Source organism: Streptomyces sp. NPDC102259, from assembly GCF_044766465.1.
In the GTDB taxonomy this organism is placed as follows: Bacteria; Actinomycetota; Actinomycetes; order Streptomycetales; family Streptomycetaceae; genus Streptomyces.
This window is the reverse complement of record NZ_JBIWMA010000017.1, coordinates 81,558-106,666: the sequence shown is the minus strand read 5'-3', so window position 1 is coordinate 106,666 and position 25,109 is coordinate 81,558. Positions and strand designations below refer to the sequence as shown.

The 25,109-nt window shown below is 71.4% G+C and carries 25 protein-coding genes and 1 pseudogene; 14 read left to right on the top strand and 12 right to left on the bottom strand.

Features of this window, described 5'->3' with window-relative positions:
- Nucleotides 1-9: 9 nt before the first annotated feature.
- Complete coding sequence (locus tag ACIRPU_RS31605; protein WP_403873339.1) at nucleotides 10-513, top strand: hypothetical protein; 504 nt, start codon at nucleotides 10-12, stop codon at nucleotides 511-513.
- On the opposite strand, the pseudogene ACIRPU_RS31600 reads toward ACIRPU_RS31605, so the two are convergent.
- Nucleotides 429-1,717, bottom strand: a pseudogene (locus tag ACIRPU_RS31600) (MFS transporter). The gene ACIRPU_RS31605 and the pseudogene ACIRPU_RS31600 sit on opposite strands and share 85 nt — an antisense overlap.
- Nucleotides 1,718-1,815: 98 nt before the next feature.
- Between ACIRPU_RS31600 and ACIRPU_RS31595 the strand changes: the two are divergent.
- On the top strand, nucleotides 1,816-2,901 hold the full coding sequence (locus ACIRPU_RS31595) for a DUF5937 family protein (RefSeq protein ID WP_403873336.1): 1,086 nt from the start codon (nucleotides 1,816-1,818) through the stop codon (nucleotides 2,899-2,901).
- 10 nt (nucleotides 2,902-2,911) lie between these two features.
- Here ACIRPU_RS31595 and ACIRPU_RS31590 read toward each other — a convergent pair whose 3' ends face one another.
- Together ACIRPU_RS31590 and ACIRPU_RS31585 are read right to left on the bottom strand one after the other, a co-directional pair.
- Nucleotides 2,912-3,217: a DUF397 domain-containing protein gene (locus tag ACIRPU_RS31590; RefSeq protein ID WP_403873333.1), complete on the bottom strand. Its 306-nt coding sequence runs from the start codon at nucleotides 3,215-3,217 to the stop codon at nucleotides 2,912-2,914.
- Entirely contained in the window at nucleotides 3,214-4,071 is an 858-nt protein-coding gene (locus tag ACIRPU_RS31585; RefSeq protein WP_403873330.1) for a helix-turn-helix domain-containing protein, read from the bottom strand. The genes ACIRPU_RS31590 and ACIRPU_RS31585 overlap by 4 nt, the downstream gene beginning before the upstream one ends.
- Nucleotides 4,072-4,204: 133 nt before the next feature.
- Here ACIRPU_RS31585 and ACIRPU_RS31580 point away from each other — a divergent pair, with 133 nt between their 5' ends.
- Together ACIRPU_RS31580 and kstD are read left to right on the top strand one after the other, a co-directional pair.
- On the top strand, nucleotides 4,205-4,675 hold the full coding sequence (locus ACIRPU_RS31580) for an ATP-binding protein (protein WP_403873327.1): 471 nt from the start codon (nucleotides 4,205-4,207) through the stop codon (nucleotides 4,673-4,675).
- Between the two features lie 124 nt (nucleotides 4,676-4,799).
- Nucleotides 4,800-6,584, top strand: coding sequence for a 3-oxosteroid 1-dehydrogenase (kstD, locus tag ACIRPU_RS31575; RefSeq protein WP_403873324.1), 1,785 nt, complete (start codon nucleotides 4,800-4,802; stop codon nucleotides 6,582-6,584).
- 19 nt (nucleotides 6,585-6,603) lie between these two features.
- Here the strand turns inward: kstD and ACIRPU_RS31570 are convergent, their stop codons facing one another.
- The 5 genes from ACIRPU_RS31570 to ACIRPU_RS31550 form a co-directional block, all read right to left on the bottom strand.
- The gene (locus ACIRPU_RS31570) at nucleotides 6,604-6,957 is read right to left on the bottom strand and encodes an STAS domain-containing protein (protein WP_403873321.1); all 354 of its coding nucleotides are present in this window, start codon (nucleotides 6,955-6,957) and stop codon (nucleotides 6,604-6,606) included.
- A complete protein-coding gene (locus ACIRPU_RS31565; RefSeq protein WP_403873318.1) occupies nucleotides 6,957-8,279 on the bottom strand; it encodes a PP2C family protein-serine/threonine phosphatase in 1,323 nt (440 codons plus the stop codon). The genes ACIRPU_RS31570 and ACIRPU_RS31565 overlap by 1 nt, the downstream gene beginning before the upstream one ends.
- Complete coding sequence (locus ACIRPU_RS31560) at nucleotides 8,279-9,082, bottom strand: alpha/beta fold hydrolase (RefSeq protein ID WP_403873315.1); 804 nt, start codon at nucleotides 9,080-9,082, stop codon at nucleotides 8,279-8,281. The genes ACIRPU_RS31565 and ACIRPU_RS31560 overlap by 1 nt, the downstream gene beginning before the upstream one ends.
- A 67-nt stretch (nucleotides 9,083-9,149) precedes the next feature.
- A complete protein-coding gene (locus ACIRPU_RS31555; protein WP_403873312.1) occupies nucleotides 9,150-9,860 on the bottom strand; it encodes a class I SAM-dependent methyltransferase in 711 nt (236 codons plus the stop codon).
- Nucleotides 9,861-9,986: 126 nt separating this feature from the next.
- Nucleotides 9,987-10,190 carry a cold-shock protein gene (locus ACIRPU_RS31550; protein WP_073499902.1) on the bottom strand — a complete coding sequence of 68 codons (204 nt, stop codon included), beginning with the start codon at nucleotides 10,188-10,190 and terminating at the stop codon, nucleotides 9,987-9,989.
- 288 nt (nucleotides 10,191-10,478) lie between these two features.
- Between ACIRPU_RS31550 and ACIRPU_RS31545 the strand changes: the two genes are divergently transcribed.
- From ACIRPU_RS31545 to ACIRPU_RS31535, 3 genes are all read left to right on the top strand, one after another.
- The gene (locus tag ACIRPU_RS31545; protein ID WP_403873309.1) at nucleotides 10,479-11,327 is read left to right on the top strand and encodes a menaquinone biosynthetic enzyme MqnA/MqnD family protein; all 849 of its coding nucleotides are present in this window, start codon (nucleotides 10,479-10,481) and stop codon (nucleotides 11,325-11,327) included.
- Between the two features lie 81 nt (nucleotides 11,328-11,408).
- The gene (locus ACIRPU_RS31540) at nucleotides 11,409-13,124 is read left to right on the top strand and encodes a serine/threonine-protein kinase (RefSeq protein WP_403873307.1); all 1,716 of its coding nucleotides are present in this window, start codon (nucleotides 11,409-11,411) and stop codon (nucleotides 13,122-13,124) included.
- Complete coding sequence (locus ACIRPU_RS31535) at nucleotides 13,121-13,690, top strand: hypothetical protein (protein ID WP_403873304.1); 570 nt, start codon at nucleotides 13,121-13,123, stop codon at nucleotides 13,688-13,690. Before ACIRPU_RS31540 ends, ACIRPU_RS31535 begins: the two co-directional genes overlap by 4 nt.
- A gap of 33 nt (nucleotides 13,691-13,723) precedes the next feature.
- Here ACIRPU_RS31535 and ACIRPU_RS31530 read toward each other — a convergent pair whose 3' ends face one another.
- Complete coding sequence (locus tag ACIRPU_RS31530) at nucleotides 13,724-14,701, bottom strand: hypothetical protein (RefSeq protein WP_403873301.1); 978 nt, start codon at nucleotides 14,699-14,701, stop codon at nucleotides 13,724-13,726.
- A 144-nt stretch (nucleotides 14,702-14,845) separates the two neighbouring features.
- On the opposite strand from ACIRPU_RS31530, the gene ACIRPU_RS31525 reads away from it, so the two are divergent.
- The 3 genes from ACIRPU_RS31525 to ACIRPU_RS31515 all read left to right on the top strand — a co-directional run bounded on the left by ACIRPU_RS31525 (nucleotide 14,846) and on the right by ACIRPU_RS31515 (nucleotide 17,543).
- Nucleotides 14,846-15,658, top strand: coding sequence for a prepilin peptidase (locus tag ACIRPU_RS31525; protein ID WP_403873298.1), 813 nt, complete (start codon nucleotides 14,846-14,848; stop codon nucleotides 15,656-15,658).
- Nucleotides 15,659-15,730: 72 nt separating this feature from the next.
- On the top strand, nucleotides 15,731-16,930 hold the full coding sequence (gene mqnC, locus ACIRPU_RS31520) for a cyclic dehypoxanthinyl futalosine synthase (protein WP_355704850.1): 1,200 nt from the start codon (nucleotides 15,731-15,733) through the stop codon (nucleotides 16,928-16,930).
- Between the two features lie 7 nt (nucleotides 16,931-16,937).
- On the top strand, nucleotides 16,938-17,543 hold the full coding sequence (locus tag ACIRPU_RS31515) for an imidazolonepropionase-like domain-containing protein (protein WP_403873295.1): 606 nt from the start codon (nucleotides 16,938-16,940) through the stop codon (nucleotides 17,541-17,543).
- A gap of 94 nt (nucleotides 17,544-17,637) precedes the next feature.
- Here the strand turns inward: ACIRPU_RS31515 and ACIRPU_RS31510 are convergent, their stop codons facing one another.
- A complete protein-coding gene (locus tag ACIRPU_RS31510; protein WP_403873293.1) occupies nucleotides 17,638-18,678 on the bottom strand; it encodes a chitinase in 1,041 nt (346 codons plus the stop codon).
- A gap of 307 nt (nucleotides 18,679-18,985) precedes the next feature.
- On the opposite strand from ACIRPU_RS31510, the gene ACIRPU_RS31505 reads away from it, so the two are divergent.
- Genes ACIRPU_RS31505 through ACIRPU_RS31490 form a run of 4 tightly spaced genes read left to right on the top strand, consistent with a single transcriptional unit; the run spans nucleotide 18,986 to nucleotide 24,051 of the window.
- Nucleotides 18,986-19,396 carry a hypothetical protein gene (locus tag ACIRPU_RS31505; protein ID WP_403873290.1) on the top strand — a complete coding sequence of 137 codons (411 nt, stop codon included), beginning with the start codon at nucleotides 18,986-18,988 and terminating at the stop codon, nucleotides 19,394-19,396.
- 19 nt (nucleotides 19,397-19,415) lie between these two features.
- Entirely contained in the window at nucleotides 19,416-21,803 is a 2,388-nt protein-coding gene (locus tag ACIRPU_RS31500) for a bifunctional polysaccharide deacetylase/glycosyltransferase family 2 protein (protein ID WP_403873287.1), read from the top strand.
- Nucleotides 21,803-23,323, top strand: a complete 1,521-nt coding sequence (locus ACIRPU_RS31495) for an acyltransferase family protein (RefSeq protein WP_403873284.1) — start codon at nucleotides 21,803-21,805, stop codon at nucleotides 23,321-23,323. The genes ACIRPU_RS31500 and ACIRPU_RS31495 overlap by 1 nt, the downstream gene beginning before the upstream one ends.
- Nucleotides 23,324-23,355: 32 nt before the next feature.
- Nucleotides 23,356-24,051: a demethylmenaquinone methyltransferase gene (locus tag ACIRPU_RS31490; RefSeq protein ID WP_057602793.1), complete on the top strand. Its 696-nt coding sequence runs from the start codon at nucleotides 23,356-23,358 to the stop codon at nucleotides 24,049-24,051.
- Between the two features lie 57 nt (nucleotides 24,052-24,108).
- On the opposite strand, the gene ACIRPU_RS31485 is transcribed toward ACIRPU_RS31490, so the two are convergent.
- Together ACIRPU_RS31485 and ACIRPU_RS31480 are read right to left on the bottom strand one after the other, a co-directional pair.
- The gene (locus ACIRPU_RS31485) at nucleotides 24,109-24,423 is read right to left on the bottom strand and encodes a PASTA domain-containing protein (protein WP_403873280.1); all 315 of its coding nucleotides are present in this window, start codon (nucleotides 24,421-24,423) and stop codon (nucleotides 24,109-24,111) included.
- Between the two features lie 145 nt (nucleotides 24,424-24,568).
- Nucleotides 24,569-25,075 carry a GNAT family N-acetyltransferase gene (locus ACIRPU_RS31480; protein WP_355704858.1) on the bottom strand — a complete coding sequence of 169 codons (507 nt, stop codon included), beginning with the start codon at nucleotides 25,073-25,075 and terminating at the stop codon, nucleotides 24,569-24,571.
- Nucleotides 25,076-25,109 lie beyond the last annotated feature (34 nt).

Here is a 25,109-nt window from a genome sequence, read left to right as displayed (position 1 = left end):
CCCGGGAGTATGCGGCCGGTGAACGGCATCGAGTTCCTCCATCACCCCTGGAACGACCATCCCGTCGCCCTGGTCTGGGGTGTCCGTGTCGACGGCGTCGACCTGCGTGCGCGTACCGCTTGGGCGACGCGTGAGCTGTGGCGGCCGGAGCTGGCGGACCAGTTCGAGGACCAGGACCGGGAGTCGGCGGAGCTGATCTGGCGTCAGCACGGCGGTCTGGGCGTCCTCGACTTCACCGACAACCCGTTCCGGCGGACGGCGGACCGGACCCCGCTCCTCGGCTGCCCCTGTGGCATCTGGCAGTGCTGGCCCCTCATGGCCCGCGTCGCCATGACCCCCACGACGGTCACCTGGTCCGCCTTCCACTACCCGGAGCGTGCGGAGTGGGGCGAACTGCCCCTGGGCCCGTTCGTCTTCGAGCGGCAGATCTACGAGGCGGCGCTGAGCGCCCCGGAGGTGCTGGCGGAGGACCCGTTGGGCCCGGCTCCGGAGTCCTTGGGCCGCCTCCCCTGATGCTGCTCGGCGGCGACGGCGGCGGCGGACACGAGCGTCGCGCCGGCGAGTCCGCCCCAGAGCACGGCCGGGCCGTGCGGTGCGAGAGCGGTGATGACCGCCGGGGAGACGGCGAGTCCGAACCCCGTGGACAGCTCGAAGCGGGCCAGGGTGCGGCCCAGGGCGTGGGCCGGGGCCAGGACGGTGACGAGCGCGGTGGCGCTGCCGGCATAGACGATCTCGCCGAGGGTGCAGACCACGGACACGGCGGCGACGGCCGGGGCGCCCCACCCGTGCCCCAGTGCGGTGGCCACGAGAAAGCCCAGGTAGGACACGGTGAGGACCACACCGGCGAGAGCCAGCACGGTCCGCCGCGAGAAACGGGACATCAGGACCGTCACCGGAACCTGGAGGGTGACCACCAGCACCGTGTTGGCCACGAAGATGGCCGCCGACCACACCGGGGACGCGTGCAACTGGGTCACCAGGACCAGGGGAGCGCGATCTCGGGGACGTTGAGGCAGAAGGCGTAGATCACGTTGGCGGCGAGCAGCGCGCCCATCCGAGGAGCGGGCGCGGCGGGCTCCTCGGCACCGCCCTCGGACGGGACGGCGGCCGGATCCGCGCGCAGGTGGACCGACCACGCCAGGGTCGCCGCCGCGAGATAGGCGACCCCGGTGACGGCCGCCAGCGCCTGTAGAGCCGTGGCGCCGCCCGCCAGGCACGCGGTGGCGATCAGCGCGCCCGTGCCCAGGCCGGCGTTGCGCAGGGCGCGGCCCGCCGCGAGAGCGGTGTCGCGTTCCCGGCCGTGGGCGACCGTGGCCACGAGCGCCGCGTGGGCCGCGGGCCAGGCCTGGTTGCCGATGCCGAGGAAGAGCGCCGCCGTCGCGAACGGCCAGGCGTGCCCCGCCGGGGTGGCCAGCAGGAGCGCCACACCCAGCACCCGCACCAGCATCGACGCCGCCACGACGGTGCTGCGTGCGCCCCGGTCCAGCCAGCGGCCCACCGCGGGCATGCACACCAGACCCACCACGACGCCGGCCGTCATGGCGATGCCGGTGACCGGCGCGGACAGCCTCAGCACCGTCACCCCGTAGAGCAGCAGAAACGGTCGCAGCATGCCGGTGCCGAGCGCGTCCACGGCCAGGGCGACGGCATAGCGGGGCCCTCCGGAGGCACGTACGAGGGCGCGGGGCCGGATCTTCGGGGTGCTGGTGATTGCCATGGCGGCAACGGTGAGTTCGACAGCCGGGCCTGGCACGTCGGTTGACGGACACCGTCAACCGACGCCGTCGTCGGCCGTCCGGTCGGTGATGATGAGGGATGACGTTGAGGATCGACATCAGCGGCCTGCCGTCGGAGAGACTACGGTTCGCCGCCTCGCCGCTGGCCGAGCTGACCGCGATGCTGCACGTGCTGGTGGAACCCGGGCACCATCCGCAGCTCGCCGACTGGGCCGGGGACGTCTGGACCGGGCTGCGCCCCGAGCTGGCCGAGCGGTTGCGGGAGGCGGAGTTCCTCTGGCGTTCCTCCCAGGCGGACTTCCTGATCCCCGCCAGGCCCCGGCCGACCCTCGCCGAGGAGCTGGACGACGTCGACCGAATCGACGACGAGAGGTATGTGACCGCCGCGCTCGTCACCACCTGCGGCAGCAACCGGGTGCACTTCGGCATGCCGTCGCCGCTCACCGACGCGACCGCGCGCGAACGGGCGCTGGACCTCGCCCAGTCCCGCGGCGCACTGCAAGAGGCCTTCGCGGAACGGCTGCTCGCCGACCCGGCCGCCGTGCGGGCACGGGTGCGCGACACCCTCGAACAGTGCGCCGAGGCGTTCTTCGACGCCACCTGGGCGGGCGTCGCCGTGCGACTCGCCACCGACCTGCGGGTGAAGAACGACCTGTTGCGCCGCCAGGGCATCGGCCCGGCCCTCGCGTCGGTCTCCGACGCGGTCACCCTGGCGCCGGACGGCGACTGCATCATCGTGGACAAGCTCCAGGACAAGGCGACCACCGCCCACGGCTCCGGGGTCACCTTCATCCCCAGCGTCTTCGGCCGCCCGCACCTGGTGGCGGTCCACGCGCCCGGGTGGCACCCGGTGGTGCAGTACCCGGTGGGCGAGCCAGGCCCGGCGGAGCCGGTGTCCCTGGAGACGGTCACCCTACGGTTGGAGGCGCTCGCCCACCCGGTGCGGCTGCGGCTGCTGCGCAACCTGGCCCGCGGCCCGCACACCAACCGCGAGCTGGCCCACGCCTGGGACCTCACACCCCCGGAGGTCTCCCGCCACCTCGCCGTACTGCGCCGCGCGGGCCTGCTCACGGCCCGGCGGCACGGTCGCTACGTCCGCTACACCCTGGATCTGCCCGGCCTGACGGCCCTGGGGTCCGACCTGCTGGGGGCGGTGCTGCGCTGAGGCGACTACTTCACGGCTTCACGGCGTGGGCGAGGAAGTCGGCCCAGGCGCCGGTGGCGAGAGAGAGACGGGGGCCGTCGGGGTTCTTGGAGTCCCGGACGTGGATGATCCGGGGACAGACGGAGACTTCGAGACAATCGCCGCCTTCGCCATCGCTGTACGTCGACTTGCGCCAGGGGTAGGCGACTTCAAGGCATTCGCCGCCCCCACCGTCGCTGTACGTTGACTTGCGCCAGACGTAAGCGACTTCGAGGCAGTCGCCGCCCTCGCCGCTGCTGTAGCTGGACTTGAACCAGTTGAGGTCCTCGCTGTTCACAGCTCCTCCAGCTTTTTCTCGATCAGCGTTCGGGTTTCCCGGGGCGGGAGAGCCATTGCCCGCATGCTCCCATAGCGGGCGGCGATCTTCCGGACCTCTTCCGGGTCGGTGATCAGCCGGGGAAAGCCCTGTGCCTCCGTATATGCGACCTGGGAATGCTTCTTGAGCGTCAGAAGGTTGAACGCGCTATCCAGATTGGGGTGTTCCTGCACCCTGGTCGGCATCACCTGGATCTCGACGTTCCGCATCCGGCTGACCGTCAGCAAACGCCGCAACTGCTCCGCATGGACGTCCCGTCCGCCGATCGGCCGGTCCAGGACGGTCTCCTCGATCACGTAGCTCACAATCGGCACAGGCCAACGGTCGAAGACCTGCTGTCGCGAGAGCCTGTCGGCCACTCGTTTCTCGATGGTCTCGTCGTTCAGGAAGGGACGCCGGTTCGCGAACACCGCGTGAGCGTGGTCCTTCGTCTGGAGTAGCCCGTGCACCGCGTTGATGGAGTACTGGTGCAGCTCAACGGCTTCGGCCTCCATCGCCGCGTACCCGCGATACCACTCCGGATGCCGCGTCCGCACCCGACTCATCGCCTCCCGGACCTCGGGAATCGCCTCCTTGAACAGGCCCCCGGCAGCCAGCAGTTCATCCGCCTTCTCCAGCACCTCGGGCCGGATCGTCCGCACGCCCCGCTCCATCGCGGAGATCGCGTCCGGCCCGTACCCGACCAGCTCACCGAACTCCTTCTGTGTGAGCCCCTTGCGCTCCCGCAACAGCTTCAGCATCTTGCCCAGGGCCGTGAACAGCCCTGTCGTCCCGTCGGCCTCCGCCGGTGTCTCCGGCCTGCGCTCATCCGTCACTTACACCCCCGCCTTCACGTCGTCGTGGTCACGGCCGACGACCCGTACACCTGCCCCACCGCAGCCGTACGGCTACACAGAGTCGCGGGTTCGCCCCTGGTCAGGGTAGAGACAACCGACCACGCTCAGTCAGGTGAACTCCGAAATCTCCACCCAGATCTCCACCCGGATCGCCACCGGGGCCGACGCCGGTGACGCCCCGCTCGGTGAACTGACCCTGCGTCTCAGCGCGACGCCGCGCGGGGCCCGGCTGGCCCGTCGACTCGCCGGTCACCAGCTCACGGCCTGGGGACACCCGCACGGCAGCGACGCCAACCACACCGCGCAACAGGTCGTCGCGGAGCTCGCCGCCAACGCCGTCACGCACGGACGCGTCCCGGGCCGGGACTTCGAGCTGCGACTCCTGCTGCTCCCGGAGGACACGCTGCGTGTCGAGGTGAGCGACGCCCGCGCGGACCGGCGACTGCGGATCGTCACGAACCCGGAGGAGGAGGGCGGCCGGGGTCTGATCCTCGTCTGGGTGCTGGCCCGCACGTGGGGCGTCGCGGAGCGGGACGTCGGCAAGACGGTCTGGGCCGAACTGCCGCTCAGTGAGCGGAGGTGAGTCCGAGCGAGGGATTCCGGCCACCGCACGGCTCTTGACTTCACAAGGTCGCCGCGCGACATTCCGGGCTCCGCACCCGAATCCATCCATTCGTTCCCATCGTTCCCAGCTGGCTGGAGTGGCCATGACCACGAGCGCGGACCCTGCGAGACATGTCGGCCTTCCCTCCCGGAGGGCCGTGCTCGGCGCCTCCGCCTCCGTCGGTGCCGGGCTGGCGCTGACCGGCTTCGACCGGGAGTCGGCCGCCGCCGACCCGCCCGTCCTCGGTACCTACGACGTCGTCGTCATCGGCTCCGGCGCCGCCGGGATGACCGCCGCGCTGACGGCCGCGAAGCGCGGGCTCAGCTGTGTCGTGGTCGAGAAGGCGCCGACGTTCGGTGGGTCCGCCGCCCGCTCGGGTGCCGGGATCTGGATCCCGAACAACGCCGTCGTCCTGGCCGCCGGGGTGCCGGACACGCCCGCCAAGGCGGCCGCCTATCTGGCCGCCGTGGTCGGGGCGGACGTCTCCGCCGACCGCCAGGCCGCCTTCCTCGCGCACGGCCCCGCCATGCTCTCCTTCGTCATGGCCAACAGCCCGCTGCGGTTCCGCTGGATGCAGGGGTACAGCGACTACTACCCGGAGTTGCCGGGCGGGCTGCCCGGCGGCCGTTCCATCGAGCCCGACCAGCTGGACGGCAACCTCCTCGGAGCCGAACTCGCCCGCCTCAACCCGCCGTACCTGGCCGTACCGGCGGGCATGGTCGTGTTCAGCGCGGACTACAAGTGGCTCGCGCTCGCCGCCGTGAGCGTGAAGGGGGCCGCCGTCGCCACCGAGTGCCTGGCGCGGGGGACCAGGGCCGCGCTGCTCGGGCAGAAGCCGCTCACCATGGGCCAGTCGCTGGCCGCGGGCCTGCGCGCCGGTCTGCTGGCCGCCCAGGTGCCGGTGTGGCTGAACACCCCGCTCACCGACCTGTACGTCGAGGGGGGAGTGGTGACGGGGGCCGTCGTCACGCGCGACGGGGCGCCGGGACTCCTGCGGGCCCGGCGGGGTGTCGTCGTCGGCTCGGGCGGGTTCGAGCACAACGCGGCGATGCGGGCGCAGTACCAGCGGCAGCCGATCGGGACCGCGTGGACGGTCGGGGCGAAGGAGAACACGGGCGACGGGATACGCGCCGGTCAACGCGCGGGCGGGGCGCTGGCGCTGATGGACGACGCCTGGTGGGGGCCCGCGATCCCGCTCCCCGGCGAGCCCTACTTCTGCCTCGCCGAACGCACCCTTCCGGGCGGCCTGTTGGTGAACCGGGCGGGTGCCCGCTTCGTCAACGAGGCCGGTCCCTACAGCGACGTGGTGCACACGATGTACGACCTCGACCCCACCGCCCCCGACATCCCGGCGTGGCTGGTCGTCGACCAGAACTACCGCAACCGGTACCTCTTCAAGGACGTCGCACCGACCTTCGTGCTCCCCGACGACTGGTACACCTCGGGAGCCGTGCGCAAGGCCTGGACCCTCGACGCCCTCGCCGCCTCGATCGGCGTCCCGGCCGCCGCGCTCCGCGCCACCGTCGACCGCTTCAACTCCCTCGCCCTCAAGGGCGAGGACACCGACTTCAAGCGCGGCGACAGCGCCTACGACCACTACTACACGGACCCCGCGGTCCTCCCCGACTCCTGCCTCGCGCCCCTGTGGCTGCCCCCGTACTACGCCTTCCGGATCGTCCCCGGCGACCTCGGCACCAAGGGCGGCCTGCGCACGGACGCCCGGGCCCGCGTGCTGCGCGGCGACGGCTCGACGATCCCTGGCCTGTACGCGGCCGGGAACGCCTCCGCCGCGGTCATGGGGCACAGCTACGCCGGCGCGGGCTCGACGATCGGCCCCGCGATGACCTTCGGCCACATAGCGGCCCTCGACCTCGCCGGGGACCTCTAGGGGGCGGGCATGGTGCTGTTCAGCTGCCCTGTCGTGAGTCGCGGGCGGCGGTCTCGCTGTCGGGGTGGAGGGGGAAGATCTGGTCGAGGCCGACGATGCGCAGGACCCGCAGGGTGTTGGCCGGGACGGCGGCCAGCGCGATGCCCGCGTGGGCGGCGAGGGCCTGTTGGTGGGCCGCGATCAGCGCGGTGAGACCGCTGGAGTCACAGAAGTCCATGCCGGCCAGGTCCAGGACGAGGAGCTGGCCCGGCTGGAGGGTGAGTGTGCTGAGCAGGTCGCGCAGTTCGCCGGCGTGGGCGTAGTCGAGGTCGCCGAGGACCTCCAGTACGGGACCGGCCGCGGTGTCTCGGGTGGTGATCTTCAGCGGGCTCATCAGGTGCTCTTCGTTACCGGGTCGGTTGCCGGGGCGGGTGCGGGGACGGTTGCCGGGGAGGGTGCGGGGACGCCGAGCGCGAGCAGGGCGGTGTCGTCGTCGAGGCCGTCGCCGAACTCGTCCAGCAGGCCGGTCAGGGCGTCGATGACGGCCTGCGGGGGCCGGCCGGCGTGCTCGGCGGCGAAGGCGCGCAGGGCCTCGTCCCCGTACAGGCTGCCCCGGTCCTCGCCGGTACGGGCCTCGGTGAGTCCGTCGGTGTAGAGCAGGAGGGTGTCGCCGGGGCCGAGGACCGTGGCGGCGGCGACGAAGCGCGCGTCGGGCAGAACGCCGACGAGGAGACCGCCGGGCGTGGGCAGGAAGTCGGCCGTGCCGTCGGCGCGCAGGACGAGCACCGGCGGATGGCCGCCCGAGGCGATGCGCACGGCGACCTGCCCGGTCTCGAGGTCGGGTTCCAGCACGCCGAACACGGCGGTGCAGTAGCGCGGGTCACCGCTGCCGGAGTACCGCTCGTGCAGCACCTTGTTGAGGGTCGACAGGGCCGCCACGGGGTCGGAGTCGTGCAGCGCGGCGGCGCGCAGCGTGTAGCGGGTCAGCGAGGTGAGGGCGGCGGCCTGCGGACCCTTGCCGCACACGTCGCCCAGGAAGAACGCGAAACGTTTGCCGTCGACCGGGAAGACGTCGTAGAAGTCGCCGCCGAGCCGGTCGGGGGAGGCCGTGTAGTAGTGGGCGGCCGTCTCCACCCCGGGCACCGGCGGCAGGGTGGCGGGCAGCAGCGACTGCTGGAGCACCGCGAGGGCCTCCTGCAACCTGGCACGGTCGGCCTCCGCCTGTCTGCGCGCCTCCTCGGCCGCCTTCCGGCCGCGCAGGAGTTCCTCCTCGTAGGCGCGGCGGTCCCGGGCGTCGAAGACGGTGGTGCGGATCAGCAGCGGCTCGCCGGTACCGCCGTACTTGACCACGGAGGAGACCAGTACCGGTATCCGGGAGCCGTCGGCCTGCTTCATCTCCAGCGCGATGCCGCCGAGCCTGCCCTGCATACGAAGCAGCGGCGCGAAGTGCGTCTCGTGGTACAGCTTGCCGCCCACGGTCAGCAGGTCGGTGAACCGCATCCGGCCCACCACCGCCTCCCGCTCCAGGCCGAGCCAGTCCAGCAGCGTGGTGTTGATCCTCGCGACGGTGCCGTCCATCAGCATGGACAGGTATCCGCACGGCGCGCTCTCGTACAGTTCCTCGGCGCTGTCCTCCAGCAGCGCGGCGAAGGCCGCGTCCGAGGTCTTCCCGTCGTCGGCGTCGGCCGGGTCGGGTTGTCGGCCGGGGCGGCACATCAACGCAGCCGCGCGAGGAAGCCGGTGATCGCCGCGTTGGTGGCCTCGGGCGCGGACAGCTGCGGGCAGTGCCCGGTGGCGTCGAGCGTGATCAGCGTCGAGCCGGGGATCGACCGGTGGACGAAGGCGCCGACCTCCGGGGGCGCGATGGCGTCCTGGGTGCAGTCCAGCACCAGCGTCGGCACCCGCACGCTCTTCAGGTCGTCCCGCGAGTCCGACAGGAACGTGGTCCGGGCGAAGACGCGCGCCATGTCCGGGTCGGTGGCGCAGAAGCTGTTCGTCAGTTCCGCACCGAGCTCGGGCCGCTCCGCGTTCCCCATGATCACCGGTGCCATCGCCGCCGACCAGCCCAGATAGTTCGACTCCAGTGACGAGAGCAGCTCGTCGATGTCCGGCTCGCTGAAGCCGCCCCGGTAGCCGTCGTCGTCGATGTAACGCGGGGACGGGGCGACCATCACCAGCGCCCCGATGCGCTCGGGAGCCCGGTCGGCGGCCAGCACGCCGATCATCGCGCTGACCGAGTGCCCCACGAACACCGCGTCGCGCAGGTCCAGCGCCTCGCACACCTCCACCACGTCTCGCGCGTAACCGTCGAGGGAGGCGTAGCGGTCCTCCGAGAACGCGGACAGGTCCGAGCGGCCCGACCCCACGTAGTCGAACATCACCACCCGGTACTTCTCGACGAGGGCGGGAACGGTGAACCGCCACATGTTCTGATCGCAGCCGAACCCGTGCGCCAGCACCACCGTCGGCCCCTGCGGGTTGCCGGTGACGGTGACGTTGTTCCTGCGATCGATGTCCATACGCACAAGCTTCCCAAACCTCGTTTGTCACTCCAGTACCCGGCATGGGTGACCCCATGCTCCGGGTTCAGGCGTCCGATGAGGTCGGCCTGCGGGCGATCAGGAAGGCGTGCGGGGTCGATTCGCCGAGGTCGGCGTCCGCTTCCCGCACCGTGCGCGACAGCATCGCGAAGCCGGCCGCCGTCAGCAGCTCGGCCATCCGTTCCGGGCGGCGCCGCAGGAAGTCGAGGGCGACCGGGTATCCCCACGGCTGGTCGTAATGGCGCGGTTCGTCGCCGACCTGGAAGGCGAGGAGGAGATGGCCGCCGGGGGCGAGCACGCGGTGGAACGCGGCGAACAGGGCAGGCAGCTCGTCCACAGGGGTGTGGATGGAGGAGTAGAAGGAGACGACCCCCGCCAGGCTCTCGTCGGCGAAGTCCAGCTCCAGCATCGAGCCCTGCTCGAACCGGATCCTCGGGTTCTCGCGCCGCGCGATGGCCAGCATCGACGCCGACAGGTCGAGCCCGGAGATGTCCAGCCCGCGCGAGGCGAGGAACCCCGTCGACCGGCCGGGACCGCACCCGAGGTCCGCCACCCGGCCACCGGCGCCGACGAGCTCGGCGTACGCGGTGAGCACGGCCCGCTCCAGCGGCCTGGCCACCAGCTCGTCCCGGTAGCGCTCGGCGTACTCCTCGGCGATGGCGTCGTAGAAGGTACGGGTGGCGGCGACGAAGCCGGGGGTGGCGGAGGCGGGAGGAGGAGTGGGGATGGCGTCCGTGGCGTCCGTGGTGTCGGTCATGGACGGGGACCCTAGCCGCGCCCACTGACAACCCGAGGGGCGCCGGGCAAAGGCAGGAGCCCCGTGCCGACCGGCACAGGGCTCCTTGGGTGCTGCTCTCAGACTTGCGATCCAGGGTGTGAAGACTCAGACGGGGGTGACGTTCTCCGCCTGAGGACCCTTCGGGCCCTGCGTCACGTCGAAGGAGACCGCTTGGTTCTCCTCGAGCGAGCGGAAACCCTGCGCGTTGATCGCGGAGTAGTGGACGAAGACGTCGGGGCCGCCGCCTTCTTGGGCGATGAAGCCAAAGCCCTTTTCGGCGTTGAACCACTTCACGGTTCCGGTAGCCATAAGCCCTCCTTGGGCCCAAAGGGTTGCCCTGCTCCAGAACCCTGCAAGCGTGAAAGCAAGTGCCGCACAACTGCATACGTCTGAAAACGACGAGAGCCCGCGGTTACATGCTCCGCAGGCTCTGTACTGCAAGGGAAACCAAACTGCAACTTGCGGCGAGCCTAGCATGTAGGCAGCCGAAAGCAATAGAGGTCAAGATCACGTCACCCGGATGTTTGAAGATCCCCGAAACCCGTTGACCCAGGGGGTGGAGTGCCCACGCTATCCGATGGGGTCTAGCCTCGCGATGTGGACAATTCTCGCACCCGGCCGCGCGTCGGCCACATCCAGTTCCTCAACTGCCTGCCCCTCTACTGGGGGCTCGCGAGAACCGGCACCCTCCTCGACTTCGAGCTGACGAAGGACACCCCGGAGAAGCTCAGCGAGCGACTGGTCTCGGGCGACCTCGACATCGGGCCCATCACCCTCGTCGAGTTCCTCAAGAACGCCGACGACCTGGTGGCCTTCCCCGACATCGCGGTCGGCTGCGACGGCCCGGTGATGTCCTGCGTGATCGTCTCCCAGGTCCCGCTGGCGGAGCTCGACGGCGCCCGGGTCGCCCTCGGTTCGACCTCCCGCACCTCCGTGCGCCTCGCCCAGCTGCTGCTGGCGGACCGTTTCGGCGTGCGGCCGGACTACTACACCTGCCCGCCCGACCTCAGCCTGATGATGCAGGACGCCGAGGCGGCCGTACTCATCGGAGACGCGGCGCTGCGGGCCAACCTGCTGGACGGACCGAAGTTCGGTCTGGAGGTGCACGACCTCGGGGCGCTCTGGAAGGAGTGGACCGGCCTGCCGTTCGTCTTCGCGGTGTGGGCGGCCCGCCGGGAGTACCTGGAGCGCGAGCCGGTCATCACCCGCGAGGTCCACCAGGCCTTCCTCGAGTCCCGCAACCTCTCCCTCGACGAGGTCGGCAAGGTCGCCGAGCAGGCGGCCCGCTGGGAGGAGTTCGACGAGCGCGTGCTCGAGCAGTACTTCACCACCCTCGACTTCCGCTTCGGCGGGCCCCAGCTGGAGGCCGTCACCGAGTTTGCCCGCCGGGTCGGCCCGACGACGGGCTTCCCCGCGGACGTGAAGGTCGAGCTGCTCCGGCCGTAGCCACGGCACTACGCTGCTGCCGAGTCCTAGGGGGCCCCGCGGCCCCGCGGGGGCGCCTTTCGGGGGAGAGGTGGACGTCCAATGCAGCCGCTCGGAGCCGACGAACCCACGACCGCGGGTCCCTACCGGCTGCTCGGCCGCCTCGGCTCCGGCGGGATGGGCCGCGTATACCTGGGCCGCAGCGCGGGCGGCCGCACGGTCGCCGTGAAGATCGTGCACCCGCACCTCGCGCTCGACGAGGAGTTCCGTGCCCGCTTCCGGCGCGAGGTCGATGCCGCACGGCGGGTCGGCGGCGCGTGGACCGCGCCGGTCCTGGACGCCGACCCGGAGGCGCCGGTCCCCTGGGTCGCCACGGGCTACGCGGCCGGCCCGACCCTGGCCGCGGCGGTCAACTCCGGCGGCGGACCGCTGCCCGAGCACTCCGTACGGGTGCTGGGCGCCGGCCTGGCGGAGGCGCTGGGAGCCGTGCACGAACTGGGCCTGGTGCACCGGGACGTGAAGCCGTCCAACGTCCTGCTGACGGTGGACGGTCCGCTGCTCATCGACTTCGGCATCGCCCGGGCGACCGACGGCACGGCGTCGCTCACCTCCACCGGCGTCTCGGTCGGCTCGCCCGGCTACATGGCCCCCGAGCAGATCCTCGGCAAGGTCGCGTCCGGCGCGGCCGACGTCTTCTCCCTCGGCGCGGTGCTGGCGTACGCGGCGACCGGACAACCCCCGTTCCCCGGGGACTCCTCGGCCGCCCTCCTCTACAAGGTCGTCCATGAACAGCCCGAGCTGGGCGCGCCCGAGGGCGGGCTGCGAGGCGGACTGCGGGCGGTGGTCGAGGCCTGTCTGGCCAAGGACCCGACCGCCCGGCCGGCCCCCGCCGAGGTGGCCCGGCGACTCGCCCCCGAGGGCGCGGCCCGGCTGGTGGCGGGCGGATGGCTGCCGGGTGCGCTGGTGGAGCAACTGGGGCGGAGCGCCGTACAGCTGTTGAATCTGGAGGGGACGGGGGCCGGTGTGGAGCCGGTCGCGTCCGGGCCGGTGGGGTTCAGCAGTCCGGCGGTGACCTCGGGGAAGCCGGCCGTGACGCTGGGGGAGTTCGGGCCGCCGCCGGTGATGGGCGGGAGCGCCGCCACCCCGGCCGACGCGCCGCGTCTCGTCCCCGAGCCGAGGGACGCCGGACCGGCGGCCGCCGGCCCGGACCGGCCGGGCAAGGTCTCCGTCACCGTGGCGGCCACCGCGACCGAGGGGGAGGGCGGACGCGGGCGGCGGCTGAGCTGCACCGTCGCGCTGGCGGTCGCCGGGGCGATGGCGGCGGTCACGGTCGGGTCGGTGTTCCTGTTCCAGCTGCTGCCGGGCGACGGGGACCGGAACGACGCCTCCGGCAGCGACGCCCACTCCTCGACGCCGACCGGGAGTTCGAGCAGCTCCGCCCCGGCCGCCGGAGAGGCGCCCACCGCGCTCCCGGCCCGCTATGTCGGCACCTGGGAGGGCGAGGGCAGCGGCCTCGGCGGCACGCTGCCGATGGGCACCTTCCGGGTCACGGTCCAACAGGCCGACGTGGGCGACAAGGTGGGAGAGCTGCGGCAGACCGATGTGCTCGGCGGCAGCTGTCTCGACATCCTGACGCTGAAGCAGGTGACGGAGAAGGAGGTCGTCGCCACCTCGGTCGGGGCCAAGGGCAACCACAGCGGCTGCAATCCCGAACCCCACACGATCCGGCTCACCCCGACCGGCGACGACCTGACATACGCCTCGGACAGCGCGGCGGAGGGCAATCCGGTGGCGCGCATGGCGAAGGTCGAACAGTGAACCGGTTCCGGTCCCGGGCCGGTTGGGGTGTCGTCGGCGGCGTCCTCTTTCTCGCGGCCCTCCTCGCCGTCCTGCTGTTCGCCATGGGCCTGTGGAGGTGGTTCGTGCGCCTGACGGCACCGGCGCTCGTGGACCTGCCCGGCGGCGGCTGGACGGCCGGCGCGCTGCTCGGACTGCTGTCGGTGGCCGGCTGGGCCGGTGGCGCGTGGTTCTCCTCCCCGGAACGCGGCCGGGATCGCGGCCGGGATCGCCACCGTACCGGCCCCGTCCGGGTCGGGCTCGCGGTCGGCGGAGCGGTCTGCTGGACGGTGGCCTTCGGCGCGCTGATGTACGTCTTCGGCGCCCTGCCCGGCCGCAACTGCCGCTCGGACAGCGCGACGTGCGCGTACATCCCGGGCACGGGCAGCGTGTTCCTCGCCTACGCGGCCACGGCCGTACTGCTCGGCGGGCTCTGGTACCGCAGGCGCGGCACGGTGACCGAGGCGCGGCGCGCGCAGGAGCGGGCCCGCATGAGGAGACTGCGCAAGAAGGGCGGGGGCAGGAGCAGGGCGGCGCGGGGGAGGTAACCGGCGAACGCGCGGGAGGTAACCGGCGACGGGCTACTCCCGGGTCGGCGCCCCCTGTTCCTCCTCGAGCAACTTCCGTAGCACGGGAGACAGTTCCGGCGCCTGCGCGCCGGCCGCCTGGGCCGCCGCGATCGTCCGGACGTAGGCGAGCGCCTCCTGACGCAGCCGAGCCTTCTCCCTGCCCTGGCGGCTGCCCAGCACCCACACGCGTACGGCGAGCGGGACCAGGAGCAGACCACCGACGACGGCGACCGGCATGTCCTGCGACACCCCCCACGCCGTACCCAGCACCCCGCCGAACAGCAGCAGACAGCCGCCCTCGTCGTGCAGGCCGCCTTCGTCGGCGGTCTGCTCGTAGGAGAGGACGGCGGCGGGCTTCGGAGGGATCGGGGCGGACGTCCGCGTCGGCGGCTGCGGTGCCGCCCCGGGGCTCACCGAGGACGGGTCCGGCGCCGCCCAGGTCGCCGAGGGAGCCGTCGACCCCGGCGGAGGCGTCCGCGTCCCGCTGTCCTCCGCCCGGACGGTCCCGTACGCGGGCACCGGCGCGGCTCCCTTCCCGGTCCCGCCGTACGACCTGCCCTCCAGCCACGCCGGTACGTGCGTCACCGGCAGCCCGTGGGCCCGGGCCACGCCGATGACCTCCCGGTAGCCGACGAGCGTGCCGTGCACCAACGCGCGCTTCCAGCGGATGCGTACGGCGCTCAGCGTGGCCGCGGCGACGACGAGGAGGGGACCGGCCGGGGCGTACGAGAGCGGGAGCCGCTCGGAGAGCGCCGGGACCATCTGCGCCAGGAAGGGCCAGAGCACACCCACCACCAGGGTGAGGCCTCCCACCCACACCAGCGGTCCGCGCTGGGTGGCTTCGAGGGCTCGCCGCCGTTCCGCAAGCAACTCGCTCACCGCCGCGTCGTCCGTGTAGTCCACGCCACGGCGCTCACCGATCGCGCGCACCGTCGCGAGCACCCTGGCGTCGGACTCCAACGTCGCCCGGCTCACCGGGAGAAGTGCCATCCGGGCCCCCGTTCTTCCTGCCGCATCCGGGGATGATGGCACGGACGTTCGACCCCTTGCGCGGTTCTTCGTGGCCGATTCCGTGCAGGCTTCATGAGGACGCGCCGGTGTCAGCGTCCCTCCGCATCCCTAGGATCTCCGTCGATGACCACACCTCCCGGTGACCTGGCACTGGTCACGATCGCGGCCCTCTGGGGCGCCCTCGCGGGGGCGTTGCTGCCCCGGGCCGTCCACCGGTTCTCCGTGCCGTGGGAGGAGAGAGACGGCGGCTGGCGAGCGACCTGCCCGGACGGACACCCGATCCGGGGGTGGCTCGGACGCGCCGGATGCGACCGGTGCACCGAGCCGGGGCAGGGGTCGGGGCCAGGGCCGGAGTCGAGGTCGGGGCCAGGACCAGGGTCGGGGTCGGGGGCGGACGCGCCCGGTGGTGTCGGGCTTTCGCTGCTCACCGCTGTCGTCTGTGGCGCGCTCGCCGCGGCGACCGGTGTCCGGCCCGAACTCGTCGTCTGGCTGCTGCTCGCGCCGGCCGGGGTACTGCTGGCCGCCGTCGACCTGCGGGTGCGCCGGCTGCCCGATCCGCTCACCCTCCCGCTCGCGGCCGCCGCCCTCGCCCTGCTGGGCCCGGCCGCGCTGCTGCCCGAGCACGCCGGCGACTGGACGACGGCCCTGCTCGGCGCGCTCGCCCTCGGCGGTGGATATCTCGTGCTGCACCTCGTCAACCCCGGCGGCATGGCCTACGGCGACGTGAAGCTGGCACTGTCGATGGGCGCCGTCCTCGGCTGGTACGGCTGGGCGACGGTCATGCTGGGCACGTTCGCCGCGTTCCTGCTCGGGGCGCTGTACGGCGGTGCGCTGGCCGTCGCGGGACGGGCCGGACGCAGGACGACGATCGCCTTCGGGCCGTTCATGCTCGTCGGGACTCTCGCCGGGCTGCTGATCGGTGCGTACGCAGCCTGACGTCCGGGTGCCGCGACCGCTGGCGTAGGCTGGTTCGGTCCGTCCACAACCCTTGACGAAAGGGACGCTCCGGTGCCCGAGAAGGCCGACCTCCAGTCTGTGCTCGACCGTGCCGCGGACGGCGGGCGGATCACCCCGGAAGAGGCCCTCGACCTCTACCGCGACGCCCCCCTGCACGCGCTCGGCGCCGCCGCCGACGCCGTACGCCGCCGGCTGTACGCGGGCACCGAGCACATCGCCACGTACATCATCGAGCGGAACATCAACTACACGAACGTGTGCGTCACGGCGTGCAAGTTCTGCGCCTTCTACGCGGCCCCGAAGGACACCGCCAAGGGCTGGACGCGCGACCTCGACGACATCCTGCGGCGATGCGCCGAGACCGTCGAGCTCGGCGGTACGCAGATCATGTTCCAGGGCGGCCACCACCCGGACTTCGGGGTGGAGTACTACGAGAAGCACTTCGCGGCCATCAAGAAGGCGTTCCCGCAGCTGGTGATCCACTCGCTGGGAGCGTCCGAGGTCGAGCACATGGCGCGGATCTCGAAGGTGACGGTCGAGGAGGCCATCACCCGTATCCACGCCGCCGGCCTCGACTCCTTCGCCGGCGCCGGCGCCGAGCTGCTCCCGGCCCGTCCCCGCAAGGCCATCGCCCCGCTCAAGGAGTCCGGCGAGCGGTGGCTGGAGATCATGGAGACCGCGCACGGGCTGGGCGTCGAGTCGACGTCCACCATGCTGATGGGCACCGGCGAGACCAACGCCGAGCGCATCGAGCACCTGCGGATGATCCGTGACGTGCAGGACCGGACGGGCGGCTTCCGGGCCTTCATCCCGTACACGTACCAGCCCGAGAACAACCACCTGAAGGGCCGCACCCAGACGACCCTCTTCGAGTACCTGCGGATGATCGCGATCGCCCGGCTGTTCTTCGACAACGTCCGGCACATCCAGGGCTCGTGGCTGACGACGGGCAAGGAGGTCGGCCAACTCTCCCTGCACTACGGTGCGGACGACCTCGGCTCGATCATGCTGGAGGAGAACGTCGTCTCCTCGGCCGGCGCCAAGCACCGCTCCAACCGCCTCGAGATCATCGACCTGATCCGAAAGGCGGGCCGCGTCCCCGCCCAGCGCGCGACGACGTACGAGCACCTCCTCGTGCACGACGACCCGGCGAACGACCCGGTGGACGAGCGGGTCATGTCCCACATCTCGTCGACCGCGATCGCCGGCGGCACGGCCCACCCCGAGCTGAAGCTCCTCGCTTCCAACTAGGGCCCTCTTGCAGACGATTCACGCCGACTCCAGGGGCCGGGCCCTCGCCGTCGAGGGCGCCCGGATCGCCGAGGCCGGCCCGCTGGAGCAGCTCGTCGCCGCGTATCCGTCGGCGCGGGTGCGCCGGTGGCCCGGCATCCTGACGCCCGGTCTCGTCAATCCGCACGGCACGGAGTTGCTGGAGGGGGCCTACCACCCCGACCCGCGCGAGGCCGACGAGCTGGGCACCGGGCCGCTGACCGGGGACGCGCTCACGGCGCTGGCCCCGGACGACGCCCGCTGGGGCGCGAGCGCCCGGCGCGGGGTGCAGCGCATGCTGGCCCACGGCACGGTCGCGGTGGCCTGCGAGGAACTGCGCCGACGCGCGGTGCGGGACGCGGTGGCCCGCTCCGGCCTGGCGGTGGTGGGCCGGCTCGGAAGCCCCGGCGGTGTGCCCTCGCTGGATCCGTACGCCTGCGGCCTGCCGGTGGAGTTCGCCCCGCCCAGGGAACGCGGCTCCGCCGCCCGCTTCGCCGTCTTCGACGTGCCCGACGAGGCGGCCCTGGCCGACCTGGGAGCCGCGACCTGCGTGGCGACGGTGATCGAGGGCCGCCTGGTGCACCGCCGTCGGTGAGCCGCCCCCCAGGGGCGCGAGGCTGTGCCACCGACCCTTCCGAGTCCTGCTCCGAGTCCAACGCCGAGTCCAACGCCGGGTCCAACTCCGGGTCCTACTCCGAGAACGCCTCGGCGAACGCCCCTGAACTCTGGTCGACGCCACTGCAGTTGGTCAACGCGTCATCCGTGGCGGAGCCGTCCTCGCACTGCTGGTCGCGGAACGTCGACCACATGGACACCCAGGAGATGCCCTTCTCCTCGGCGAACGTCCGCACCTGTGCCGCGTCCGAGAGCGAGAACGTCTCGTTGGCGACGTCGTTGGTGCCGATCATCGAGGTGAGCGCCATCCCCTTCCACGCGTCGGCGTCCGTCGTCCCGAAGGCCTCCTTGAGCTGTGCCTGCGCGGCCGTCGCCGACGTGATCGCGTACCCGCCCATGTCACCGGCGTACGACTCGCCGTAGTTCATCGTCATGAGGTTGACGGTGGAGACCTGGACGTCGTACTTGTTCGCCGACGCCAGCAGCGCCAGGCTGTCGGCGTCCAGCCCGGAGGGCATCACCGGGAGGGTGAAGGACACCTCGAGGTCCGGGCGCTCCTCCTGGAGGGCCGCGATCGCCTGGGAACGCAGGGCGACCGAGTCGGAGTCGGTCAGTTCGTCGCCCTCGATGTCGAAGTCGGCCTGGGTGGAGCCGGCCGCGTCCAGCGCCTCGCCGTACGCCTCCGCGAGTTCGGACGCGCTGTCACAGGTGGCCGCCAACTCCTTGCCGGAGGCCCCGCCGAAGGAGACGCGCGCCGTGGCGCCCGACGCGGTCAGCGCCGAGATGCGGGACTTCACGGCGGAGTCGCCGATGGCGTTCGTACCGTTCCACTTCGGCGTACAGCCGCTGCCGCTGGAGATGACGAACGCCAGGTTGTACGTCGTCGGCGAGCCGGCCGAGTCGTTGTCGTTCGCCTCCACCGCGCTCACATAGGGCGCGTAGGAGGTGCCGGTACTGGACGATGTGGCGCTGCTCGATGGGGAGGGACTGTTCGCCTGTTCGCTCTCCGCGGGTGGCGCCGCGTCCGACGTGCTGTCGGACCCCGCGGAGCATCCTGTAACGGCCAAGGCAAACAGGGAGGCGACCCCGGCCATCGGCATCAGGAAACTCCTCATTGCGTATGCACCCGCTCTCGTGATTTCTGTCTCAGCATGGAAACAAAGCGCGTTTCCTCAATGGAAATGTCTCACAAGTGGGCGGATCGCGCGGGAACAGTGGATACACAGACAGTTCATGGAGGTAACCGCGCAAAAGGTGATATCCACCTGCCCAAAAGGGACAATCAACCCTCCCATGGTGGGCAGGGTTCGCGCAGGGGATTCGGGGATCTCTCAGGGAAGTGACAGGTTCACCTGTTTCTCATGGGTCTCTCACAAGTGACGCAGAGTTTGTGCCACATAAAGGCTCTCTAATATCCGTGGAATGCAATCCGAGCCTGCCATCGAAAGCCGTGCCGCCGCCCGCGGCAGCCGTCGCGGCCGCAAACGTGACGACGCCTCCGCCGAGGGGCCCGTGTTCGTTGACAACTCCGGACGCAGGTCCAAGCTGCTGCGCCGGATCGGTCTCCTCATGGGGGTCGGCTGTCTTGTGTACGCCGTCGTCCTCGGCGCCGCCTTCATGGGCTGGGGCACCTCCCTGGCCCCGTCCTCCCTGCTGCCGTTCGGCAACGGAGGCCCGCGCGGTTCCCAGGACGCCGGCCCCGGCGGCTTCCAGCCGCAGGGCGGTGTCGGCACCCCGCCGTCGAGGCCCACCGGCACTCCGCCCTCAGGTGTCGCCACCGGTGAGCCGCCGAGCTCCACCCCGACCGCGACCGCCTCCGCGGCCGCCAACTGACCGGAGTCCAGGCACTCCCATGACCACCACTTCCTCGCGCGGCCGCCGTCGTGCCCCGACCCGCATCTCGCGGGCGGCGGGCAAGGCCGCGGCGCTCCAGAAACCGCGTGTCATCCTCGCCCTGCTGCTTCTGCTCGCGCTGACCAGCGTGATGCTCCTCGACGGCTATCTGCGCGCCGAGGTCGGCGGGGACCAGCGGGTGCGCACCGGGGCCAGCGCCAGCAAGGTGCCCGAGAAGGTCCTCGACGGCGGTCCGATCCTGACCTTCCAGGGCGGCCAGGCCACCACCCTCTCGGTGCCGGACAAGACCATCGCGCTGACCTTCGACGACGGCCCGAACCCGACCTGGACGCCCCAGGTGCTGAAGATCCTCGAGGAATACGACGTGCCCGGCACGTTCTTCCTGGTGGGCTCGATGGTCTCGCGCTATCCGAGCATCGTGAAGGACATGGTCGAGGAGGGCAACGAGGTGGGCATCCACACCTTCACCCACGTCGACCTCTCCTACCAGTCCGAGGCCCGCGTCGACCGCGAGATGGAGCAGACCCAGCTCGCCCTCGCGGGCGCGGCCGGCATCACGACGACGCTCTTCCGCGCCCCGTACTCCTCCGAGACGGACGCCATCGACAACTACAGCTGGCCCGTCTACAAGGAGCTCGGCGAGGACGGTTACACCAGCGTCTTCGTCGACACGGACAGCGACGACTGGAAGAGGCCGGGCGTTTCGAAGATCATCGAGGGGGCCACGCCGGAGGACGGCGAGGGCGCGTCGGTGCTCTTCCACGACGCGGGCGGCGAGCGCTCGCAGACGATCAAGGCGCTGCCGGAGTACATCAAGAAGATGAAGGCCGCGGGCTACACCTTCACCACCATCAGCGGCGTCACGCAGGAGCAGAACGCCGCGGCACGGCAGGCGACCGGCCAGCAGCCGACCGCAGGAGCCACGGCGGCGGCCGGGACGGCCGGAACGGCTACGGCGGGAGCCGGCGCGGCGACCGGCGAACAGCCCGGCAACCTGACGAACGGCGAGGCCAACGGCACCGGCACCGGCACCGGCACGGCCGCCGGCAATGGCGGCACCGGTGGAACCATCAACCGCCTCCAGGCGGCCCACCGCGAGGCCACCGGCGTGACCCTCTACGAGGGCAAGGCCCTGATCGCGGCGGTCACCCTCGCCGAGTGGACCGTCCCGACGCTGTCGGTGGGGTTGATGATCGTCGGCGTGGCGGTCATGGGCCGGTTCGGGATGATGCTGATCCTGGCCCGCCGGCACTACAGAAAGCGCAACAAGCGCCGCTTCAGCTGGGGGCCGACCGTCACCCGGCCGGTCAGCGTGATCGTCCCGGCGTACAACGAGAAGGAGTGCATCGCCAACACCCTGAAGTCGCTGGCGAAGAGCACCCATCCGATCGAGATCATCATCGTGGACGACGGTTCGGACGACGACACGTCCGAGATCTCGCGCGAGGCGGCGAGGGCCCTCGGCATGACGAACGTCCGCGTCATCCGGCAGGAGAACGCGGGCAAGCCGGCCGCCCTCAACAACGGTGTCCGCAGCGCCAGTTACGACATCGTCGTGATGATGGACGGCGACACCGTCTTCGAGCCGGACGCCGTGTTCCACCTGGTGCAGCCCTTCGCCGACCCGAACGTCGGCGCGGTCGCCGGCAACGCCAAGGTCGGCAACCGCGACACGATCATCGGCGCCTGGCAGCACATCGAGTACGTGATGGGCTTCAACCTCGACCGCCGCATGTACGACCTGCTGCGCTGCATGCCGACCATCCCCGGCGCGATCGGCGCGTTCCGCCGCGAGGCCGTGCTCGAGGTCGGCGGCATGAGCGAGGACACCCTCGCCGAGGACACCGACATCACCATCGCCATGCACCGCGGGGGCTGGCAGGTCGTCTACCAGGAGCACGCCAAGGCCTGGACGGAGGCGCCCGGCTCCCTGAAGCAGCTGTGGTCCCAGCGCTACCGCTGGTCCTACGGCACCATGCAGGCCCTGTGGAAGCACCGCAAGTCCCTGACCGACAAGGGCCCTTCGGGTCGCTTCGGCCGGGTGGGCATGCCGCTCGTGGTCCTCTTCCAGATCATCACGCCGGTCTTCGCCCCGCTCATCGACGTGTTCACGATCTATTCGATGATCTTCGTCGACTTCCAGGCGGCCCTGCTGGCCTGGCTTGCGGTCCTCGGCGTCCAACTGGGCTGCGCGGCCTACGCGTTCCGCCTGGACCGTGAGAAGTACCGCTACCTGCTGATGATGCCGCTCCAGCAACTGGCCTACCGCCAGATGATGTACCTCGTCCTCATCCACTCCTGCATCACCGCCCTCACCGGCGGCCGCCTGCGCTGGCAGAAGCTGAAGCGCACCGGCGAGGTCGGCACCCCCGCCGGGGTGAGCTGATGAGCTGGGAGCAGCAGGGCTTCGGCCAGGGCCACGGCCAGGGCCACGGCCAGGGCCACGGCCAGGGCCAGGGCCACGGCCAGGGCCACGGCCAGGGCCACGGCCACGGTCAGGGCCCTGGGCAGGGGCACGGCTACGAGCCCGGGCAGTCGTCGTCGTACCCGTCGTACCCGTCGTACCCGCACGGATACGACGGGTACGGGCAGCAGCCGTACCCGCAGCAGTACGGGCAACAGCCGTATCCGCAGCAGCCGTATCCGCAGGAGTACGCCGAGTACGCCGAGTACGCGCAGAGCGCGGAGTACGGGCAGGGTGTCGCCGTCGAGCAGACGGCGCCCCTGCCGGCGGTGGACGCGGGTACGGACCCGGGCTCGGGTACGGACCCGGGCCCGGAGCAGGACCCGGAAGCCGTCCGGGAGCCCGAGGCCCGGGCTTCCGTCACCGAGGAGGTGACGGAGGAGCCCCCGCGCCCGTCCAAGCCCGCTGCTCCCCCACGCGACCGCTACTTCGACACGCTCCGCGCCCTCGCCCTCATCCGTGTCGTCGCCTACCACACCTTCGGCTGGGCCTGGGCGGGCATGGTCTTCCCCTCCATGGGGATCATGTTCGGCCTGGCCGGCACCCTGATGGCGAAGTCCCTGGAGCGTCCGGCGCTGAAGGTGGTGAAGAGCCGCTTCCGCCGGCTCCTTCCCCCCTTCTGGTTCTGGGGCGTCTTCGTCGTCCTGGCGATGCTGATCCATGACTGGATGCCGGGCTGGGAGATCGTCTACTGGGTCGTGCCGCTGGGCGACCCGCCGGGCAACGCCTGGGGCCAGCAGGCCTGGGAGATCCTCTGGTACCTGCGGACGTACCTCTGGTTCGTCCTGCTCTCCCCGCTCCTGCTGCGCCTGTTCCGGCTGGCCCCGGTGCCCGTGCTGGCGCTCTCCCTCGCGCCGATCCTGGTGCTGACCTTCGTATGGGCGGGCCCGGACAACCGCGTGGGCACCGCGATGTGGGACCTGTCGACGTACCTCTTCTGCTGGATGCTCGGCTTCGCGCACCGCGACGGTGTCCTCCAGCGCATGAAGCCGGCCCTGGTGGTCGTGATGTCGTTCGCGGCGATCGGGTTCGGCGGCTGGTACGCCCTCACGCACCAGGCCGAGTTCGGCACCTACGACCTCGACGAGGACCCCCTCGCGCAGGCGTTCTGGTCGGCGGGCTTCGTCATGCTGCTGATGTGGGCGAAGGCGTACTTCGGGATCGACTTCGCCTGGCTCACCCGCTTCCGGCGCACGAACCGGATCGTCACCGTCTTCAACGCGCGCGCGGTGACGATCTACCTCTGGCACGAGATAGCCCTGATCCTGGCCGTGCCGCTGATCGACCGGTTCTGGGACGTCCCCGCGTTCGAGAAGTACCTGCCGCTGGAGAGCCAGTGGTTCATGTTCGGCGTGGGCTGGCTGCTGATCGCCCTGTTCGTGCTGCTCTGCGGGTGGGTCGAGGACGTCGCGGCACGGAAGAAGCCGAGGCTCCTGCCGTGAGCCGGTGAGGAGGGGGCTGCCACAATGGGCGGGTGACCCGTGCTTCCCTGAACAAGCAGCCCCACGAAGTCGCCTCGATGTTCGACCGCGTGGCGGAACGGTACGACCTGACCAACGACGTCCTGTCGCTCGGCCAGGACCGGAGGTGGCGCAAGGAGGTCGCGAAGGCGGTCGACGCCCGCCCCGCCCAGAAGGTCCTGGACCTCGCCGCGGGTACGGCGACGTCCTCTCTCCCCTTCGCGCGGACCGGCGCCTATGTCGTCCCGTGCGACTTCTCCCTCGGCATGCTCCAGGTCGGGAAGAGGAACCACACCTGGCTGCCGTTCACCGCCGGGGACGCCACGCGACTGCCCTTCAAGGACGACGTCTTCGACGCCGTCACCATCTCCTTCGGCCTGCGCAACGTGCAGGACTTCGACGCGGCCCTGCGCGAGATGTACCGGGTGACCCGGCCCGGCGGACGCGTCGTGATCTGCGAGTTCTCGCACCCGACCTGGGCGCCTTTCCGCACCGTCTACACCGAGTACCTGATGCGCGCGCTGCCCCCGGTCGCCCGCGCGGTGTCCTCCAACCCGGACGCCTACGTCTACCTCGCCGAGTCCATCCGCGCCTGGCCGGACCAGCCCGCCCTCGCCGAGCACCTGCGCAAGGCTGGCTGGTCGAAGGTCGCCTGGCGCAACCTGACGGGCGGCGTGGTGACCCTGCACCGGGGCTTCAAGGAGGCCTGAGGCCCACCTCTCTTGAGCCTCGGTGCGGCTCGGGCCGGGCGTCGGCCGCCCTGCCCGTCATCTGGTGATCGCCTCGAAGGGATGTCCGGACCGGTCCAGCTCGCGCTGCAACCCGCCCCCGCCCGGTCTGGGCACCCGAGGCTCACGCACGCCCGCGCCTCCGCCGCCCTCTCCTTCGCCGAATTCGAACCAGACGGTGACGACGGCGCCGCGCGGTATCTCGACACCGGGTGGCGGGTACTGCCGTACGACGTAGTCCACGACCGCGCGGTGGAACTCGGGCCGGTCCGGTGCGGCCAGCAGCACGCCTTGCGCCGCGGCCGCCTCGCGCGCGTCCACGGCCATCAGACCGACGAGTCTCGGTACGCGCACGTCGGATGGTTTGGGTGGTATGAGCACAAATGTCACCCCCAGCGGTACTGGAAGGGTAACCGCCCGGAGGTGCCGTCCGGAAGGGCCGAGTGTCTTTCTGTAGCCAACGACTACAGAGAGTCACTGACGGGTGGGGTGCCGGGGGTCACCAGGCGAGGCGGTAGCAGCGCCCCTCCCGCTGCGACTCCGGCACCGTGAAGACCTCCGCGAGCCGCATGCCCAGCCGCTCCGTGACGGCGATGGACCGCGCGTTGCGCGCGTCGACCATGGCCACCACCCCCGGCACCCCGGCCGCCCGCACCCGCTCCAGCGTCATCTGCGCGGCCGCCGTGGCGTATCCCTGCCCCCAGTGCTCCCGCCCGAGCCGCCATCCGATCTCGATCTCGCCCTCGGGGCCCCACTGCTGCGGCCACGGCTGGGCGCCCGTGAACCCGATGACCCGGTCGTCCCGGTCCAACATCGTCCACAGACAGAAGCCGCGCTCGGCGTCGTGCCGGCGCTGGCGGGCGGTGAGTTCCTCGTAGGCGGACAGCTCCGCGGACCTGCCGCCGTGGAACTCCATCACGTCCGGGTCGTCGAAGACCCGGTGCCAGCTGAGCGCGTCCTCGTCCGTGGGGACACGCAGCCGTACTACGGGGAGAGCTCGGTTCACGGGGCAGCCCTTCAGCCGGGTGATCAATTCTGCT

Coding starts and splice junctions, on each gene's coding strand:
- ACIRPU_RS31595 (WP_403873336.1), top strand. CDS start 1,816: ATGACGTTGAGGATCGACATCAGCGGCCTGCCGTCGGAGAGACTACGG.
- ACIRPU_RS31560 (WP_403873315.1), bottom strand. CDS start 9,082: ATGGACATCGATCGCAGGAACAACGTCACCGTCACCGGCAACCCGCAG.
- ACIRPU_RS31510 (WP_403873293.1), bottom strand. CDS start 18,678: ATGAGGAGTTTCCTGATGCCGATGGCCGGGGTCGCCTCCCTGTTTGCC.
- ACIRPU_RS31565 (WP_403873318.1), bottom strand. CDS start 8,279: ATGTGCCGCCCCGGCCGACAACCCGACCCGGCCGACGCCGACGACGGG.
- ACIRPU_RS31530 (WP_403873301.1), bottom strand. CDS start 14,701: ATGGCACTTCTCCCGGTGAGCCGGGCGACGTTGGAGTCCGACGCCAGG.
- ACIRPU_RS31525 (WP_403873298.1), top strand. CDS start 14,846: ATGACCACACCTCCCGGTGACCTGGCACTGGTCACGATCGCGGCCCTC.
- ACIRPU_RS31555 (WP_403873312.1), bottom strand. CDS start 9,860: ATGACCGACACCACGGACGCCACGGACGCCATCCCCACTCCTCCTCCC.
- ACIRPU_RS31495 (WP_403873284.1), top strand. CDS start 21,803: ATGAGCTGGGAGCAGCAGGGCTTCGGCCAGGGCCACGGCCAGGGCCAC.
- ACIRPU_RS31505 (WP_403873290.1), top strand. CDS start 18,986: ATGCAATCCGAGCCTGCCATCGAAAGCCGTGCCGCCGCCCGCGGCAGC.
- ACIRPU_RS31500 (WP_403873287.1), top strand. CDS start 19,416: ATGACCACCACTTCCTCGCGCGGCCGCCGTCGTGCCCCGACCCGCATC.
- kstD (WP_403873324.1), top strand. CDS start 4,800: ATGACCACGAGCGCGGACCCTGCGAGACATGTCGGCCTTCCCTCCCGG.
- ACIRPU_RS31570 (WP_403873321.1), bottom strand. CDS start 6,957: ATGAGCCCGCTGAAGATCACCACCCGAGACACCGCGGCCGGTCCCGTA.
- ACIRPU_RS31605 (WP_403873339.1), top strand. CDS start 10: ATGCGGCCGGTGAACGGCATCGAGTTCCTCCATCACCCCTGGAACGAC.
- ACIRPU_RS31540 (WP_403873307.1), top strand. CDS start 11,409: ATGCAGCCGCTCGGAGCCGACGAACCCACGACCGCGGGTCCCTACCGG.
- ACIRPU_RS31550 (WP_073499902.1), bottom strand. CDS start 10,190: ATGGCTACCGGAACCGTGAAGTGGTTCAACGCCGAAAAGGGCTTTGGC.